The sequence below is a fragment of the Pseudomonas sp. FW305-96 genome, assembly GCF_058783825.1.
The window spans coordinates 138,929-153,602 of the sequence record NZ_JBYSYW010000011.1 but is presented as its reverse complement, the minus strand read 5'-3'; the positions used below and the strand labels follow the sequence as shown (position 1 = coordinate 153,602).

Annotated in this window: 19 protein-coding genes; 6 read left to right on the top strand and 13 right to left on the bottom strand. The window is 61.9% G+C overall.

What is annotated here, in order from left to right; genetic code table 11:
• The 4 genes from AC3WL2_RS11410 to AC3WL2_RS11395 all read right to left on the bottom strand — a co-directional run.
• A partial coding sequence (locus AC3WL2_RS11410; RefSeq protein ID WP_102719671.1) for a phosphate/phosphonate ABC transporter permease occupies positions 1-622 on the bottom strand: 622 nt, incomplete at its 3' end.
• Positions 619-1,446: a PhnE/PtxC family ABC transporter permease gene (locus AC3WL2_RS11405; RefSeq protein WP_102682467.1), complete on the bottom strand. Its 828-nt coding sequence runs from the start codon at positions 1,444-1,446 to the stop codon at positions 619-621. The genes AC3WL2_RS11410 and AC3WL2_RS11405, both read right to left, overlap by 4 nt.
• Positions 1,440-2,234: a phosphonate ABC transporter ATP-binding protein gene (locus AC3WL2_RS11400; RefSeq protein ID WP_102682468.1), complete on the bottom strand. Its 795-nt coding sequence runs from the start codon at positions 2,232-2,234 to the stop codon at positions 1,440-1,442. Before AC3WL2_RS11400 ends, AC3WL2_RS11405 begins: the two co-directional genes overlap by 7 nt.
• The gene (locus AC3WL2_RS11395; protein WP_102682469.1) at positions 2,231-3,085 is read right to left on the bottom strand and encodes a putative selenate ABC transporter substrate-binding protein; all 855 of its coding nucleotides are present in this window, start codon (positions 3,083-3,085) and stop codon (positions 2,231-2,233) included. The genes AC3WL2_RS11400 and AC3WL2_RS11395 overlap by 4 nt, the downstream gene beginning before the upstream one ends.
• A gap of 120 nt (positions 3,086-3,205) precedes the next feature.
• On the opposite strand from AC3WL2_RS11395, the gene selD reads away from it, so the two are divergent.
• The gene (selD, locus tag AC3WL2_RS11390) at positions 3,206-4,240 is read left to right on the top strand and encodes a selenide, water dikinase SelD (protein ID WP_102682470.1); all 1,035 of its coding nucleotides are present in this window, start codon (positions 3,206-3,208) and stop codon (positions 4,238-4,240) included.
• A complete protein-coding gene (gene mnmH, locus AC3WL2_RS11385) occupies positions 4,240-5,352 on the top strand; it encodes a tRNA 2-selenouridine(34) synthase MnmH (RefSeq protein ID WP_102682471.1) in 1,113 nt (370 codons plus the stop codon). The genes selD and mnmH overlap by 1 nt, the downstream gene beginning before the upstream one ends.
• Before the next feature lie 73 nt (positions 5,353-5,425).
• Here the strand turns inward: mnmH and AC3WL2_RS11380 are convergent, their stop codons facing one another.
• The 4 genes from AC3WL2_RS11380 to AC3WL2_RS11365 all read right to left on the bottom strand — a co-directional run bounded on the left by AC3WL2_RS11380 (position 5,426) and on the right by AC3WL2_RS11365 (position 7,906).
• The gene (locus AC3WL2_RS11380) at positions 5,426-5,842 is read right to left on the bottom strand and encodes a hypothetical protein (protein WP_102682472.1); all 417 of its coding nucleotides are present in this window, start codon (positions 5,840-5,842) and stop codon (positions 5,426-5,428) included.
• Between the two features lie 3 nt (positions 5,843-5,845).
• A complete protein-coding gene (locus AC3WL2_RS11375; protein ID WP_046857043.1) occupies positions 5,846-6,286 on the bottom strand; it encodes a Panacea domain-containing protein in 441 nt (146 codons plus the stop codon).
• A gap of 117 nt (positions 6,287-6,403) precedes the next feature.
• Positions 6,404-6,790, bottom strand: a complete 387-nt coding sequence (locus AC3WL2_RS11370; RefSeq protein WP_094010239.1) for a lysozyme inhibitor LprI family protein — start codon at positions 6,788-6,790, stop codon at positions 6,404-6,406.
• Positions 6,791-6,985: 195 nt separating this feature from the next.
• Positions 6,986-7,906 (bottom strand): LysR family transcriptional regulator, encoded by a 921-nt coding sequence (locus AC3WL2_RS11365; RefSeq protein WP_102682473.1) that lies wholly within the window; start codon positions 7,904-7,906, stop codon positions 6,986-6,988.
• A 91-nt stretch (positions 7,907-7,997) separates the two neighbouring features.
• Here AC3WL2_RS11365 and AC3WL2_RS11360 point away from each other — a divergent pair, with 91 nt between their 5' ends.
• Positions 7,998-8,465 carry a DMT family transporter gene (locus AC3WL2_RS11360; RefSeq protein ID WP_102682474.1) on the top strand — a complete coding sequence of 156 codons (468 nt, stop codon included), beginning with the start codon at positions 7,998-8,000 and terminating at the stop codon, positions 8,463-8,465.
• Positions 8,466-8,470: 5 nt separating this feature from the next.
• On the opposite strand, the gene AC3WL2_RS11355 is transcribed toward AC3WL2_RS11360, so the two are convergent.
• The 3 genes from AC3WL2_RS11355 to AC3WL2_RS11345 form a co-directional block, all read right to left on the bottom strand.
• On the bottom strand, positions 8,471-9,010 hold the full coding sequence (locus AC3WL2_RS11355; protein WP_102682475.1) for a hypothetical protein: 540 nt from the start codon (positions 9,008-9,010) through the stop codon (positions 8,471-8,473).
• Positions 9,011-9,127: 117 nt separating this feature from the next.
• A complete protein-coding gene (locus AC3WL2_RS11350) occupies positions 9,128-9,667 on the bottom strand; it encodes a hypothetical protein (protein ID WP_102682476.1) in 540 nt (179 codons plus the stop codon).
• A gap of 50 nt (positions 9,668-9,717) precedes the next feature.
• Positions 9,718-10,281 (bottom strand): GNAT family N-acetyltransferase, encoded by a 564-nt coding sequence (locus AC3WL2_RS11345; RefSeq protein ID WP_102682477.1) that lies wholly within the window; start codon positions 10,279-10,281, stop codon positions 9,718-9,720.
• 396 nt (positions 10,282-10,677) lie between these two features.
• Between AC3WL2_RS11345 and AC3WL2_RS11340 the strand changes: the two genes are divergently transcribed.
• From AC3WL2_RS11340 to AC3WL2_RS11330, 3 genes are read left to right on the top strand one after another with little or no spacing between them, the layout of a single operon-like run.
• Positions 10,678-11,838, top strand: a complete 1,161-nt coding sequence (locus AC3WL2_RS11340; protein ID WP_207238330.1) for a DUF262 domain-containing protein — start codon at positions 10,678-10,680, stop codon at positions 11,836-11,838.
• Entirely contained in the window at positions 11,835-12,950 is a 1,116-nt protein-coding gene (locus tag AC3WL2_RS11335) for an AAA family ATPase (RefSeq protein ID WP_102682479.1), read from the top strand. The genes AC3WL2_RS11340 and AC3WL2_RS11335 overlap by 4 nt, the downstream gene beginning before the upstream one ends.
• Positions 12,951-12,952: 2 nt before the next feature.
• Positions 12,953-13,852 carry a hypothetical protein gene (locus AC3WL2_RS11330; protein WP_146022618.1) on the top strand — a complete coding sequence of 300 codons (900 nt, stop codon included), beginning with the start codon at positions 12,953-12,955 and terminating at the stop codon, positions 13,850-13,852.
• A 179-nt stretch (positions 13,853-14,031) separates the two neighbouring features.
• Here the strand turns inward: AC3WL2_RS11330 and AC3WL2_RS11325 are convergent, their stop codons facing one another.
• Both AC3WL2_RS11325 and AC3WL2_RS11320 read right to left on the bottom strand, forming a co-directional pair.
• Positions 14,032-14,283, bottom strand: a complete 252-nt coding sequence (locus AC3WL2_RS11325) for a DUF3077 domain-containing protein (RefSeq protein WP_102682481.1) — start codon at positions 14,281-14,283, stop codon at positions 14,032-14,034.
• Positions 14,280-14,525 (bottom strand): hypothetical protein, encoded by a 246-nt coding sequence (locus tag AC3WL2_RS11320; RefSeq protein WP_046857050.1) that lies wholly within the window; start codon positions 14,523-14,525, stop codon positions 14,280-14,282. The genes AC3WL2_RS11325 and AC3WL2_RS11320 overlap by 4 nt, the downstream gene beginning before the upstream one ends.
• Between the last annotated feature and the right edge of the window lie 149 nt (positions 14,526-14,674).

Here is a 14,674-nt window from a genome sequence, read left to right as displayed (position 1 = left end):
CCCCCACGAAGCCCAGCACGCTGGCCATGCGGATGTTGTTCTCCCAGCGATAGAGGCTGTACGCCAGCAGTTGCGGCCACAGATTGGGCAACGTGCCGAAACAGAACGCCAGCACTTGGCTGCCACCTTGCAAGCGGATCGCCGCCGCAGGCTCTGGCGGTGCATTTTCCAGCGCCTCGGCGAACAGCCGCCCCAGCACCCCGGCAGTGTGCAGGGCCAGCGCCAGCGTACCGGCATTCGGCCCCAGGCCTGCGGCCAGCACGGTCAGCGCGGCCCAGACCAGCTCCGGAATCGCCCGCAGCGCGTTGAGCAGCAGGCGCGACGCGCCCTGCAACGGCCAGCCAAAACGCCCGGCGGCCGGCAACGCCAGCACCATGCCCAGCAGCATCGCCAGCAGGGTACCCAACCCGGACATCGCCAGGGTTTCCAAGGCGCCCTGCCCTACCGCGCGCAGGTGTGCCAGCGACAGGTCCGGGTGCAGGAAACGCGCCGCGTATTCACCCATCCGCGCCGGCCCGCCACTGCCGACGACCGCTGCCAGGTCCAGCTCCAGATAAGCAAACGACGCCAGCACCGCCGCCAGGATCGCGACGATCACCAGCCCATTGATCACCCGGTTCATGCGAGCCTCCCGCGCAGGAAACGGCTGAGCAAGTCGGCCAGCACGACCAGCAGCAGGAAAGTCAGCAGCATGCTTGCCACCTCGGCACCGGCGAACATGCGCATCGACAGATCGATCTGCTGGCCCAGTCCACCGGCACCGACGAAGCCCATCACCACCGAAGCGCGCACCGCGCACTCCCAGCGGTATACGGTGTAGGACACCACTTCGCTCGCGGCCTCGGGCAGGGTTCCGTAGAAAAACGCCGACAGGCGGCTGCTGCCGGCCTGCAGCAAGGCATGGGCGGGACGCTGGTCCACCGACTCGAAGATCTCCGCGTAGACCTTGCCGAGCATGCCGCTGTAGGTGATGGCGATGGCCAGCACACCGGCAGTCGGGCCCAGGCCCACGGCGCGGACGAACAACAGTGCCCAGACGATCTCGGGCACGCTGCGCAGGAAAATCAGCACGCCGCGCACCGGCAGGCGCGCAGCCCGGGACCATGGCCCCAGGCGCCCTGCGCTGGAAGCGGCCCGCAACGACAACGCCCGGCTGGCCAGCAGGCTGGCCGGTACCGCCAGCAGCAGTGCCAGGCTCATGCCTGCGGTGGCCACGGCCAGCGTCTGCACCGTGGCGGTGAGCAGCAAATCGAGAAACCCGGCATCGTGGGCCGGGGGCCAGAACGCGCTGACGAAGCCGGCCATCTGCTGACGGTTCTCGGCCTGCAACAGCACGCCGGGGTCAAGCTCACTCAGGTGCAGGCCCGGCCACAGCAGCGCCAGGCACAGCAGGGTCAGCAGCAAACGAGGCAAGGCAGCGGGATCGCGCGGGTCAGTGCTCAGCATCGCGGGATCTGCACCTGCAGGCTCGCCGTCGCGGTGACAGGCGATGTCAGTTGCTCATTGGCGTACAAGGCGTCGAGCATCGCTTCGCTGACCGCTTGCGCCGGGCAATCGAACGCCACCTGCCCGGCGCGAATGCCGACGATGCGCGGAAAGTGCGCGAGGGCAAGCTCCACCGCGTGCAGGCTGGCGACCAGCGTCACGCCATGGGCCTGGGCATGACGATTGAGCAACGCCAGGCTGTGACCGGCAAGCACCGGGTCCATGGCCGAGACCGGCTCGTCGGTCAGCAGCACTTCAGGTCGCTGGTACAAGGCGCGGGCGATGCCGACCCGTTGCAACTGTCCACCCGACAACTGCCCGCACTGGGCAAACAGCTTGTCAGCCATGCCCAGCTCGGCCAGTGCCGCGCGGGCACCGGGTATATCCCCGGGGTGAATCAGGTTGAGCAGCCCGCGCAATGTGCCCCACTGCCCCAGGCGCCCCGCCAGCACGGCGGTGACCACCCGCTGGCGCGGCGGCAGGGGCGGCGCCTGGTGCACCAGACCGACCCGTGCGCGCAAGCGCTGGCGGGCGCGGGCAGACAGTGCCCAGGGCTGTTCGCCCAACAACTCCAACCGCCCGCTACTGGGCGGCACGGCAGTGGCCATCAGGTGCAGAAGGCTGGATTTGCCGGCTCCGGACGGACCGATGATCGCCACCCGCTCGCCCTGGCCGATTTGCAGGTCCAGCGCGCGCAAGGCCTGGACCTGGCCATGGCGCACGCTGGCGCCCTGAACACGGATACTCACTTGAGCAGTTCGGCCTTGCGCGCGGCTTCTTCGATACCTTTGTAATTCTCGGGTTTGGTCTCGATGAAGCGACTGGCGGCCTGCAGGTCGAGGATCGCCTTGTCCGCAGGTTTGGTCGGATCCAGGGCGAGGAAGGCCTGCTTGATCTTCTCTTTAAGCGCCGGATCCATGTTGCCGCGCACGGTCCAGTTGTAGTCGAAGTATTCCGGCGTGGTGGCGAACACCCGCACCTTGTCGGTGTCGACCTTGCCGGCGGCGACCAGCTTGTCCCAGACGCTGGCGTTGAGCACGCCGGCATCGGCCTTGCCGGCTTGGACCCAGGCGGCGGTGGCATCGTGGGCGCCGGAATAGGCGACGCGGCTGAAGTATTCCTCAGGCTTGATGTTGTCGTTCTTGAGCATGAAGTAACGCGGCATCAAGCTGCCCGAGGTGGACGAAATCGAACCGAAGGCGAAGGTCTTGCCCTTGAGGTCCTTGAGGCTCTTCACATCCGGATTGGCGGTGATGAACTTGCTGGTGAACTTGGCATCCTGCTCACGCTGCACCAGCGGCGTGGCCTTGGGATCCTTCAGGTGCACCTGAACGAAGGTGAAGCCCCCCAGCCAGGCCAGGTCCAGGCGATCGCTGGCCAGCGACTCGACCACCGCGGGGTAGTCGGCGACCGGCACGAACTGCACCTTCATGCCCAACTGCTGCTCGAGGTATTCACCCAGCGGCTTGAACTTGCGCAGCAGTTCGGTCGGTGCTTCATCGGGGATGGCGCTGACGCGCAGGACGTCGGCGGCCTGGGCGACCACGGCGCAGCAGGACAACGCGAGACCGGCAAACAGTGCCAGGGGGCGTTTGAGCATGGGGGGTTCTCCGGTTCAATAGCGGGGCTTGGGTCAGTGTCGCATCGCGGGAAGTATAAGAGTCGCAGGCACAAAGGCCAGCTTTGCTACAATCGCGCATCACGAAAAGTCGAGGTGCACATGAGCGAGCCGATTCGTCTGACACAGTACAGCCACGGCGCTGGTTGCGGCTGCAAGATTTCTCCCAAGGTCCTGGATGTGATCCTCGCCGAGAGCGGTACGCAGGCCCTCGACCCGAACCTCTGGGTCGGCAACGCCTCGCGCGACGACGCTGCCGTCTACGCCCTGGATGACGAGCGCGGCGTGGTCTCGACCACCGACTTCTTCATGCCCATCGTCGACGACCCGTACGACTTCGGTCGCATCGCCGCCACCAACGCCATCAGCGACATCTACGCCATGGGCGGCGACCCGCTGATGGCCATCGCCATCCTCGGCTGGCCGATCAACCTGTTGCCGCCGGAGGTCGCCCGCGAAGTGATCCGCGGTGGTCGCGCGGTCTGCGCAGAGGCAGGCATCCCCCTGGCCGGTGGCCACTCCATCGACGCCCCCGAACCGATCTTCGGCCTGGCCGTGACCGGCGTGGTGAGCAAGCGCAACCTCAAGCGCAACGACACCGCCAGCGTCGGCTGCCGCCTGTACCTGACCAAGCCGCTGGGCATCGGCATCCTCACTACCGCCGAGAAGAAAGCCAAGCTGCGCGAACAGGACCAGGGCCTGGCCCGCGACTGGATGTGCACCCTCAACACACCGGGCAGCCGCTTCGGCAAGCTCGATGGCGTGCAGGCGATGACCGACGTCACCGGCTTCGGCCTGCTCGGCCACCTGGTCGAAGTCGCCGAAGGCAGCGGCCTCACCGCGCGCCTGCAATTCGCTGCGGTGCCGCGCCTGCCCAGCGTCGAACATTACCTGGCCGAGGGCTGCATCCCAGGCGGCACCTTGCGTAACTTCGACAGCTACGGCTACAAGATCGGCGCGCTGAGCGACGAGCAGAAGCACCTGCTGTGCGACCCGCAGACCAGCGGTGGCCTGCTGGTGGCAGTCAGCCCGCAGGGCGAGGCCGAATTCCTCGCCGTGGCACGGGAGCTCGGGCTCGAATTGGCGCCGATCGGCGAGCTGGTCGAGCGACAGAGCCACGCAGTCGAGGTGATCTGATGCGCCCCGACTGCACCGAGCTGAAACAGCTGTTCCTCGACGACGTGCCGATGATGGACATGCGCGCGCCGATCGAATTCACCAAGGGCGCTTTCCCCGGCGCCGTCAACCTGCCGCTGATGAACGACCAGGAGCGGCAGAAAGTCGGTACCTGCTACAAGCAGCAGGGTCAGGCCGCCGCCATTGCCTTGGGCCACCAGTTGGTAAACGGCGCGCTCAAAGAGCAGCGCCTGGAGGCCTGGGCGGCATTCACCCAGGCTCATCCCGACGGCTACCTCTACTGCTTCCGTGGCGGGTTGCGCTCACAGATCGTCCAGGGCTGGCTCAAGGAAGCCGGCATCCAGTATCCGAAAGTGGTGGGCGGCTACAAGGCCATGCGCACCTTGCTGCTGGAAACCACCCAGCAAGCGGTGCAGCACTGCGACTTCGTGCTGCTGGGCGGCCTGACCGGCACCGGCAAGACCGACGTGCTGCTCCAGCTGGACAATGTGCTGGACCTGGAAGGCCACGCCAACCACCGCGGCTCCAGCTTCGGCAAGCGCGCCACCGCGCAGCCGGCGCAGATCGACTTCGAAAATACGCTGGCCATCGACATCCTGAAGAAACGCGAGCGTGGCATCGACCAGTTCGTGCTCGAGGACGAAGGCCGCGTGGTCGGCAGCTGCGCGGTGCCGCTGGAGCTTTACCAGGGCATGCAACGCTATCCCCTGGTGTGGCTCGAAGACAGCTTCGCGCATCGCGTGGAACGCATCCTGCGCGATTACGTGATCAACCTGTGCGCCGAGTTCATCGCCGTGCACGGTGAAGAGGCCGGCGGCCCGCTGTTCGCCGAACGCATGCGCCAGAGCATGGCCAACATCTACAAGCGCCTGGGCGGCGAGCGCTTCCAGCGGCTGTCGGCGTTGCTCGACCAGGCGCTGGAGGAGCAGTTGCGCAGTGGTGACGTGAGCCTGCACCGAGGGTGGATCGAAGGGCTGCTCAAGGAATACTACGATCCGATGTACGCCTACCAGCGGGCGGCCAAGGCACAGCGGATCGAGTTCGCCGGAGACGGGGTGGAAGTGCGTGAGTACCTGAAGGCCCGGGCGCTGCGTGAGCAACGCGGCGCCTGAATCGCAAGCCCGCTCCTACTCCCCTGTTGGAGCGGGCTTGCCCGCCCAACCAAAGGGGTCACTGTACTCCGCGTCAATGCTTGTACAACTTGAACTCACGATCTATCCAGATCACATGAAAAATCCGCCCACTGCGGTACCCCACCATCGCCACCAGGTCGAAAGCCCTGAACGCCAGCAGCCGAACATCTTCAGTGAGGAATGAAGGCAATACAGCCCTGATACTGCCGCGCGAAATCGTCTCCGTACCATAGCCATGGCGATCGAGCTGGCGGATCTCTCGCCACGTGCGCTGACTGATCTGACGCAAGCGCTCGAGCATCCTGGCGCGCTCTGCCTGCTGGCAGTCCTGAATGCACCAACCTGATTGCAGATACTCGAGTGAGAACACCGGGGGGCGCAGGTCCGATTCGTCAGACTCGCCTGCCATGTGGCGTGCCCTTACCTGATTTCCCTGGGCATCTCGCTCCTTGAGCCGCTTACGTACCATCGCTCAATTCACCAGGTGATTCCTGAAATACCGTTGCATTTCATCCCGGGGAATCTCCCGGCTGAAAGCGCCCTCCTGATAGTTGTCCCGCCAAGGGTCTTCTTCATGGGTCAGTTGACGGAGCTTCCACGCCGAATACTGCCCATAGACCTCAAAGACCTCCTTGATCAGGCGGGTCTGATCCCTGGAAAAGCAGGTCGGCTCGAACACTGCAGGCATCGGGATCGGGTTCGAGCCATGCTGGCTGAACCGACGGTAGAGATCGGCCACGACCGGGCCATGCATCCAGGCCTCGATACGCTCTTCGAACAACGGCGCGCCCAGCAAGGCCAGGCTGAAGCCCTGCGCGTAGTAGACGAGCTTCTGCAGCTTCAGGTTCGAGATCTCACCCGTCTCGCCTTCCAGGGTGAGGAAGTAATTGGCGACATCGATGCTTTCAGGCATGTGCTCCTCCCTTGGTGAACGTGCTGTCCATGAGCTGTACAAAAATACAGCCATCAGGGTCGCGGCGATACCCTCCAGCCGACCAGTTCACCCGCCAATCTGTAAGCTGATGCTGCGCTACTGCCCCGGGCTGAGCACCCGTTCCAGCTCCGCCGCCCGGTCTTTGCTCATGTCCATTTCGCACATCGCGCCTTCGATACGGTAGATACTGCCGTTGCTCAACTTGCCGTGAAACGCGCAGTTGCCGTCGCGGTACTTCATCCAGGTGCGCTGGACTTCGCGCAGGTCCTTCTGCTGCTGGCTGTCGAGCTTGGCCATGAGCTGCTTGTAGACCCGGTTCAGCCGGTCATCCTGCAACTGGGTCTCGGCCTGGATGCAGGCGCCCATGGCCAGGGTGCTGGAGGCTTTGTCCATGCACTGGGTGTAAGTAGGCGAATAGTCCTCGGCCTGGGCGCCGGCAACGATCAGCAGGGCAGCGGCGCCGACCAGGCAATGCTTGAACATGGGTTTTCCTTTTCGCAAATGAATGTGGCACAGCTTAGTGTGGTGTTTTGCAAATACGACCAATAAATCGCGAGCGATTTTTGCGCTCAGGCAAGGCGTCGCGACGAGTCGTAGCCCAGCTACGGCGAGGAGTGACAACGCCGCCTGAGCGCAAAAAGCGCCGCGAGTTATGGTCGCTATTTGTGAAACACCACACTAACACCCTGCCGCGTCGTCGTTCACGCACAGCGCCTGGATTTGCGCCCGCAGCCAGCGGTGCCCGGCATCCCCGTCGCGTCGCGAGTGCCAGGCCTGGGCGAAGGCGAACGGCGAGATCGCCAGGGGCGGCGCGAACTGGCGCAGGGCCGGGTCCAGGCGAGCACCAACGAGGCTGCGCCGGGCCACGGTGAGCACCAGGTCGGTCCCGGCAATGACACGTTGAGCCACGCCCCAATGCGGCAGGGTCAAGGCGATGCGCCGACGTGCGCCCAAGATGGCCAGGGCCTGGTCGATTTCGTTGTCGATGCCGGGGCGCACCGCCACCAGCACATGGGGTCGCGCCAGCCACGGGTCCAGCGCCAGGCCGCCGCGGGGCGGCAGGCTGGCGCGGTCGGCCAGACAGACGAAGGACTCCTCGAACAGCACCTGCTGGGCCATTTCCGTCGGCAACTCGGGAAACACCCCCAGCGCCAGGTCCGCCTCGCCGTCGATCAACTGGCCGAGCATCGCCTCGCGGCTGCCCTGGGACACCACCAGGTCGATGCCCGGCGCTTCGCGTCGCAGCAGGCGCATCAACGCTGGCAACACCACACGGGCGCCATAGTCGGACATGGCCAGGCGAAAGGTACGCCGGGCCCGCGCCGGCTCGAAGCCCGGCGTGCCGAGCAATCCGTCGAGTTGCTGCAAAGCCTCCTGCAACGGCGCGTGCAGGGCTTCGGCGCGGGCCGTCAGTTGCAGGCGGCCACCGCGTCGCACCAGCAGCGGATCGGCGAAGATCTCGCGCAACTGCGCCAACGCATGGCTGACCGCCGGCTGGCTGCGGTGCAGGCGCAATGCCGCACGCGAGACATGCTGCTCGCTGAGCAGGGCATGCAGGGTCAGCAGTAGATTGAGGTCGATACGGCGCAAATCATCCATGCCACGAATATAGCCTGTGCAAAGTTCGAATTTCCATCATTCAAATGCATAGCGAAGACTGACGCCAGTGTTTTCATCAGGAGTAGACACCATGCCCGCCAGCCTCTTCGCCGCCCTCCCCTTGCTCATCGCCCTGCTTGCCGGGGCTGCCGTGCCGTTTCAGGCGGGCAGCAACGCCGCGCTCGGACGCCTGCTCGGCCATCCGCTGTGGGCGGCCGGTGTTTCTTTGCTGGTCAGCCTGCTGATGCTGGTGCCGGCCCTGCTGCTGATGCGCGCGCCGCTGCCACAGGTGCAGCAACTGGCCCATGCGCCCTGGTGGGCCTGGTTCGGCGGGGTCGCCGGGGTGCTGTACATCACCGCCGCGCTGGTGCTGACGCCGCGTCTGGGGGCGGCGGGGTTCATCGTCTGCGTGGTGGCCGGGCAGGTGCTGTCGTCGCTGCTGATCGACCAGTTCGGCCTGATGGGACTGCCGGAGCGGCCGGTGAACCTGCAGCGGCTGGCGGGAGTGGGAATGATCGTGCTCGGGATGATCGCGGTGCAGTGGGGCACGGCGCGTTAAGGCCATCACAAGGTGCGCGGCTGCTCCGGCGGCACGATCACCTTGTGCGGCTCGAAGCTCAGCGATGGCATCTGCGTACCGGCATACAGCGCCACGCTGAGGGCCGTGATCAGCGCCACATCGAGCCAGCCCCAGCCTGGTACATCCGCTGCTGAACGCGCCTTCCAGCACCACCATAGCTGCCCCATGCAAAACACCAGGATCGCCAGCAACCACAGGTAGAAGCCCGCGCCAAAGCCGGTCACGTCCTGGAAGGCGTAGCTCTGGTTGTCCGGCAGGCGGGTGATCGCAAAGCTGCTGGCCGCCAGATACAGCGCCAGCAGGCCGCACCCCAGCGCCAGGCGGCGGAACCGTCGGTGGGCGAGGATCGCCAACGCCAGCAGTGGGTTGGCGAACCACTGGTACAGGCCAAAGGCGATACCCCACGGCCCGTAGAGCAGCATCTGCAATGCCGGTACATGTCGCCCTGCGCCTGTCAGGGCACCATCGAAGGCCAGGCTCAGCAGGTACAGGGCGAGGCTTGTGGTCAGGTAGAAAGCGGGCAAGTCAGGCACCTGGTAAAAGCGGACGAGCTGCGACCTTAACCCAGCCCCTGCCGTCTTTCCAAACCCAAGGCGCGTCTCGCCCTCCGACAAAAAGGCCGCGCAGTCAATCTGGAGAGTTCAGCCTGCCTGTACCTGCTCCATTGGCTCGTCGGAACTGCGAATTTGCACGCCCAGGCTGGGCATCTTGGTCGCCACGTAGATCGTGCTCGTCAGCACCGCGATCAGCAGCACATCGAACCAGCGCCAGCGCGGCATATCCTGCGCCGTCTGCGCCTTGCGGCACCACCACCCCTGCCCCAGGCAGAACAGCAGGATTGCCAGTGTCCACAGGTAGTAGCCGGGGCCGAAGCCGGTAAGCGGCAGGAATTCATAGCTGCGGTTGTCCGGCAGCCGCTCGATGCCCAGGCAACTGAGCGCCAGGCCCAGGGCGATCAGGCCCGCGCCAAGCGCCACCCGGCGAAAACGCCTACGGGCGAGGATCGCCAGCCCCAGCAACGGATTGGCAAACCACTGGTACAACCCGAAGGCAATGCCCCATGGGCCCATGACCAGTATCTGCAGCGCCGGCATATGCCCGTCGACGCCCATCATCAGGCCATCGAAACACACGCAAAGAAGGAACAGCACGAGGGTGAACATCACATAAAAAGCAGGCACGCGCAGGCTCCATCCAGCAGCGAAAGGCGCGACCATAGCGCAAGCGGGCGTCAGGCGACAGGCGGTTCGAGCAACAGACCGTAAAGCCCCGAGTCAGACAGCTCGCCGGCCACGCACCAGCGGGCGCGCAGGGTGCCCTCCAGGACGAAGCCCTGGCGCTCCAGGGTACGTGCCGAGCCCTGGTTGCGCGGGTCGATTTCCGCCTCCAGGCGGCGCAGGTGCAGGGTGTGAGCCAGGTAGTCGATGAAGCAGGTCAGCGCTTCATCCATGTAGCCCCGGCCCTGGGCCGACTTGGCCAGGCAGTAGCCGATTTCGCCCCGGCGCGAGGTCTCTTCGAGGTTGAACAGCTGGACCATGCCGATCAGCTCGCCGTTGTCACGACGGTACATGCCCAGCTTGAGCAACTGGCCGGCGGTATACGCCTCGCGGTCGGCGGCCAGGGCGCTCTCGGCCTCGGCCAGGGTCTGCCAGGGGGCGTGGTACCAGTAACGCATGACCTCGGGGTCGGCCATGATGGTCAGCCACTGCTGCGCGTCGCCATGACGCATGGGGCGCAACTGCAGGCGTGGGCTGTCGAGGCACAGGTCGCTGGGGAAACTGCGGGGGTCGGGCACGCCGGGACTCCTGTCCGGTGGTTGGGACATGGCAGTTTAACGTCAGAGTGCGTTGCTGCGCACGCCTTCGCCTCGCCCCGGCAAGGCAGCGCCATGTCGTTGCTGACTCAAATGGATGAATGCCGAACGACCTGCTCGACTACTGGGCAGTGTTATATGTCCCAGTGCTCATCCACACTGCGCTTATGTACTGTAGGCCTTGTCGATGCATACAGCCCTGACCTGTTGCAAGACCATGCAAATAAATCTAGGCTTCGCCCAACTGCTGAGGATTCAGTTCAGCACAATATGGAAGATATCGCTAAATCAAAGCACCCTGCCCACGGTCCCGCTTTGATACTAACGAATCGGAACATGCCTCAATACTCACAGCAGGCCAATTCGAGAAGTATGGGAATGTCCGCAAAAAACGTCACAGAAGAGATTAACTCATTTGGCTACAGTGCCGGGATTGAATTTGAGCGCCCTCCCGAGCCTGAAGACATCTCGATAGGTGAGCCCTTCAATCCTGATGACATCGACATCACAACCCGTACGATGACGATCGACTTGCTGCTTTCCAGGATCGAAGATGATGCCATTGACCTGGCACCGGACTTTCAGAGACGCGCTGGCATTTGGAACGAAGAACAGCAAAGCCGGCTAATAGAGTCGTTACTATTGCGCATCCCTTTGCCTACTTTGTATGCAGCCGAAGATGAAGATGAGAACTGGGCGATCGTAGATGGCATTCAGCGACTCAGCACTATTTTAAGGTTTATTTCCCCCGACAATGAAAACTTTACGAGACTGCGTTTAAAAAACCTGGAATATCTTGGTCGAGAATTCAACGACTGTACATTTGAAGACTTACCCCCTCGTCTCAAGCGCCGGCTCAGAGAAACCGAGCTGGTCGTGCATGTTATCAAGCACGGCACACCCGAAGAGGTAAAATTCAACATCTTTGCTCGAATTAATACCGGTGGCCTCCCGCTGTCGGGTCAAGAGCTAAGGCATGCGCTTATTCCGGGTCACGCTCGCAAAATGCTGGAAAATCTTGCAGAGTGCGCAGAGTTTAAAAGTGCTACCGACTACAGTATCCGCGATGAGCGGATGGGCGCGCGCGAGATGACACTTCGCTTCCTTGCATTCAAGCTGTACGCCCCTAGCCTTTACAAGGAACGAGATTTTGACCGGTTCCTCGGCAATGCCATGCGCGCTATAAATTCACTTGATGTGAAACAGCTGTCGAAACTCGAAAAATCGTTCAAGGATGCCCTTGCAACTGCCAGACTGATATTTGACACCGATGCATTCCGCAAGCGATACAATTCAAAGCATGGCAGATACCCCATCAACAAAGCCCTTTTCGAGACATTCTGCGTCGCGTTCTCAACGCTTACCAGCGCGCAAAAAGAAAACTGCATACGGAACGCCAATAGTCTCAAGAAAGCGTTCATGAAACTCATGCTTGAAACAGATTTTGACACTTCCATCTCTCAGGGCACAGGGGATGCGGCTAAAGTAAGAAAGCGATTCGCTTCCATTCAACAACTCGTCGATGATCACGCCCGATGAAAAAAGATTTTCACATCCACAATTTCAAGGCTTTCAAAGACATCAGTATCGAGCTCCGCCCACTGACCCTGCTTTCCGGTCAAAACGGCAGCGGCAAAAGCACCACCCTACAAGCCATTGCACTGCTAAGGCAATCCATGGATGCCAATGGTTACTCCAACCTGCACGGGCTGTTGCTCAACGGCGAGTTGGTCGAGTTGGGCACTGGCAGCGATGTCCTGCACAACGAACATGATGACGAAACTATTTCCTTTACGGTTAATGGCGAAGCATCGGACAACTACTACATTTACGAAACCAGTTACTCCAGCACCTCTGACGTACTGCCTGTGGAGCACTCCTATCGCAAAGGGAACCCCATACCGGGGCTCTATGAACCGGGTTTTCAGTACTTAAGAGCAGACCGTATCAGTCCTGCTGTCAGCTATCCGAAGTCCCACCATACGGTCAGCGAGCGTAAGTTCTTAGGCACCCGCGGCGAGTACACGGCGCACTTTCTTAACCTTTTCAGGGACGAGCAGATCACTGACAGCGCCAGAAGGCATCCTTCCGCCAGCTCCACCCACGGCCTTTTGACCCAAGTGAACGCCTGGTTGCAAGAAGTATCGCCTGGCGCACGCGTGAGCACCGAAGAGGTCCCCAGGACGGACTTCATGCGCCTAGAATACAGCTACGGCAGCACTTCGGGCATACGGGGCAACAACCCTTTCAGAGCGACCAACGTCGGTTTCGGCCTGACTTATTCACTGCCGATTATCGTCGCCTGCCTCGCCTCCCCTAAAGGCAGCCTTGTCATGCTGGAAAACCCTGAAGCGCATCTTCACCCACAGGGCCAGATTGCCATCGGTGGATTGATTGCACGCGCAGCCGCGTGCGGCGTACAAGTACTGGTTGAAACCCATAGTGATCACGTGCTAAACGGCATACGGATTGCCGTGAAAGAGGGCGTTATTCCGAACACAGATGTCGGCCTCAACTTTTTCAACCGCGCCGATGCATCGTCCCAGCCCATTCACTCGCGCCCCGAGATTTCCCCAAGTGGACGGCTCAGCGAATGGCCAGACGGTTTCTTCGATCAGTGGGACAAAGCCCTGGACAGGATTCTGGACTAACGATGAGACTTATAACGGTACTCAATGAGCTTTCCCACCCAACTGATCAGCTTTCGGATGTACAAGCCAGGGCGACAGTACGTGTACTCATTAGCGTACTGAAAGAGCTCAAGAAGATTCGTCCCGCACTTGAACTGCATACTGCCTCACCACTCCCGTCAGTCAGTCTGGGCAGCCACCGAACCCTTTCGACCTTGCGCGCAGATGCAAGCACGCGTGAGGAATGGCAGTTTTTGAGAGGTTTGGATAACCGTGCTTTTGATATGGCTGATGCCATTCATGATATGTCAATTGACTACGAGTACGAGGGTAGGCAATGCATCGGTCTGGGCCTGGCGCACGCGCTGGAATCCTTGGCCGTCAGCTTTGAAGGCGACCCTTGGGTGCGAACCACCCTCGAACTGCTGTGCCGAGAACTGGACTCGGCCGGTGAAATCGAGACCTCGACAGTTCCCGTCAAGCACGTAGCCTCAAGCGCCCATGTTGCAGAGCTTCTTGCCTGGCTTCAAACAATCCCTCTTATATATGCCGTAGATGGCCAGGCGCTATGGGAGAATCGCGAAGAGTATTTCCCCTCCCTTCACTTCCTGCCGAGAACCCAACAACAGCTGGCAAGCCTGCAAAATGGATCGTTGGCACTTGCCCCCATCAACGAGCGACTCTGGCAGTTAGAAAACGCCGCAAAAAACTGGCCAGCTAACTCTCCACTCCCCACATTTGCCAGTAAAATCACAGCCGAGTACGAGCAGCGACAAAGCCTTTGTTATTTCGAAAGCGCAAATGCCGGGCGGCAGCTTTTCGACTTGCATGCCCGATACACCCCAGGCGCTGGACGCATTCACTTTTGGTGCAACACAACCAACCGTACTATTGAAATCGCGCACATCGGAAATAAGCTTTAACATATATTATTAAATTTATTTCCGCGACAACGCCCCGCTTATAGATAAGGGCATTGCCACTCTACGTCCCCTACTTTTTTACGTCTGCCATCTATCTGCATAGGCTGCATCCCGCGAAATTACAGGCGGGTGTGGGAAGCGTCCCGTCACCCGCACAGTTTTTGACTATTTCTTCAGGTTCACGACTGTCGATTCAGCCCCAACTCCATGTCATCGATCAGCCCCTTGGCCAGCCCGCTGAGGATCCGCGCCGCACTGGCAGCCATGAGGTCACCCTCCATCTCGGCCTCGGTGGTGAAATGCGCCACGCAGCCGAGCAGCACCGACAGGTCGCTGAAGGCGTGATCGAACGGGATGCCGGGCTGGATGCAGAAGATCTCGAGGCAGGTGGTCCTGCCCTGGGTCGGGCCGGGCTTGTGCTCGTCGCTCATACCGGCGCCCCCTTGGCCCGGGCGTGGCGGACCAGCGAGATGACCAATTGGCCGAGGATCTCGACGCTGTCCATCATCACGTCGAGGCGCGCGTCGCGCTGGCAGACGGTGTAGGCGTGGACGGTGTCGCTGAGGGTGTGCATCAGCTTGTTGGCGTGGGCCATGGCTTCCTCGGGGTCGAGGTCGCTGATGATGGTGACGAAGGGGATTGGATAGGGTGGGTCGGGTACAAGTTTTTTCATGGTTACTCCTCGAAATTGAAATTCAGGAACAACCACCTCGATCCTTCTCACAGATTAGGGTGGCAGTCGTACGCATGGTGAGAAGCCCGTGTGTAACCATGAATCCACGGTCAGGCCAAAGCCTGCACGCGCACGACCGCCATTGACGA

Excerpts from the sequence above, each read along its gene's own strand:
- AC3WL2_RS11395 (WP_102682469.1), bottom strand. The coding sequence starts at position 3,085 with ATGCTCAAACGCCCCCTGGCACTGTTTGCCGGTCTCGCGTTGTCCTGC.
- AC3WL2_RS11370 (WP_094010239.1), bottom strand. The coding sequence starts at position 6,790 with ATGTTCAAGCATTGCCTGGTCGGCGCCGCTGCCCTGCTGATCGTTGCC.
- AC3WL2_RS11375 (WP_046857043.1), bottom strand. The coding sequence starts at position 6,286 with ATGCCTGAAAGCATCGATGTCGCCAATTACTTCCTCACCCTGGAAGGC.
- AC3WL2_RS11335 (WP_102682479.1), top strand. The coding sequence starts at position 11,835 with ATGAAAAAAGATTTTCACATCCACAATTTCAAGGCTTTCAAAGACATC.
- AC3WL2_RS11330 (WP_146022618.1), top strand. The coding sequence starts at position 12,953 with ATGAGACTTATAACGGTACTCAATGAGCTTTCCCACCCAACTGATCAG.
- AC3WL2_RS11380 (WP_102682472.1), bottom strand. The coding sequence starts at position 5,842 with ATGGTACGTAAGCGGCTCAAGGAGCGAGATGCCCAGGGAAATCAGGTA.
- AC3WL2_RS11320 (WP_046857050.1), bottom strand. The coding sequence starts at position 14,525 with ATGAAAAAACTTGTACCCGACCCACCCTATCCAATCCCCTTCGTCACC.
- AC3WL2_RS11365 (WP_102682473.1), bottom strand. The coding sequence starts at position 7,906 with ATGGATGATTTGCGCCGTATCGACCTCAATCTACTGCTGACCCTGCAT.
- mnmH (WP_102682471.1), top strand. The coding sequence starts at position 4,240 with ATGCGCCCCGACTGCACCGAGCTGAAACAGCTGTTCCTCGACGACGTG.
- AC3WL2_RS11360 (WP_102682474.1), top strand. The coding sequence starts at position 7,998 with ATGCCCGCCAGCCTCTTCGCCGCCCTCCCCTTGCTCATCGCCCTGCTT.
- selD (WP_102682470.1), top strand. The coding sequence starts at position 3,206 with ATGAGCGAGCCGATTCGTCTGACACAGTACAGCCACGGCGCTGGTTGC.
- AC3WL2_RS11340 (WP_207238330.1), top strand. The coding sequence starts at position 10,678 with ATGTCCGCAAAAAACGTCACAGAAGAGATTAACTCATTTGGCTACAGT.
- AC3WL2_RS11405 (WP_102682467.1), bottom strand. The coding sequence starts at position 1,446 with ATGCTGAGCACTGACCCGCGCGATCCCGCTGCCTTGCCTCGTTTGCTG.
- AC3WL2_RS11325 (WP_102682481.1), bottom strand. The coding sequence starts at position 14,283 with ATGAGCGACGAGCACAAGCCCGGCCCGACCCAGGGCAGGACCACCTGC.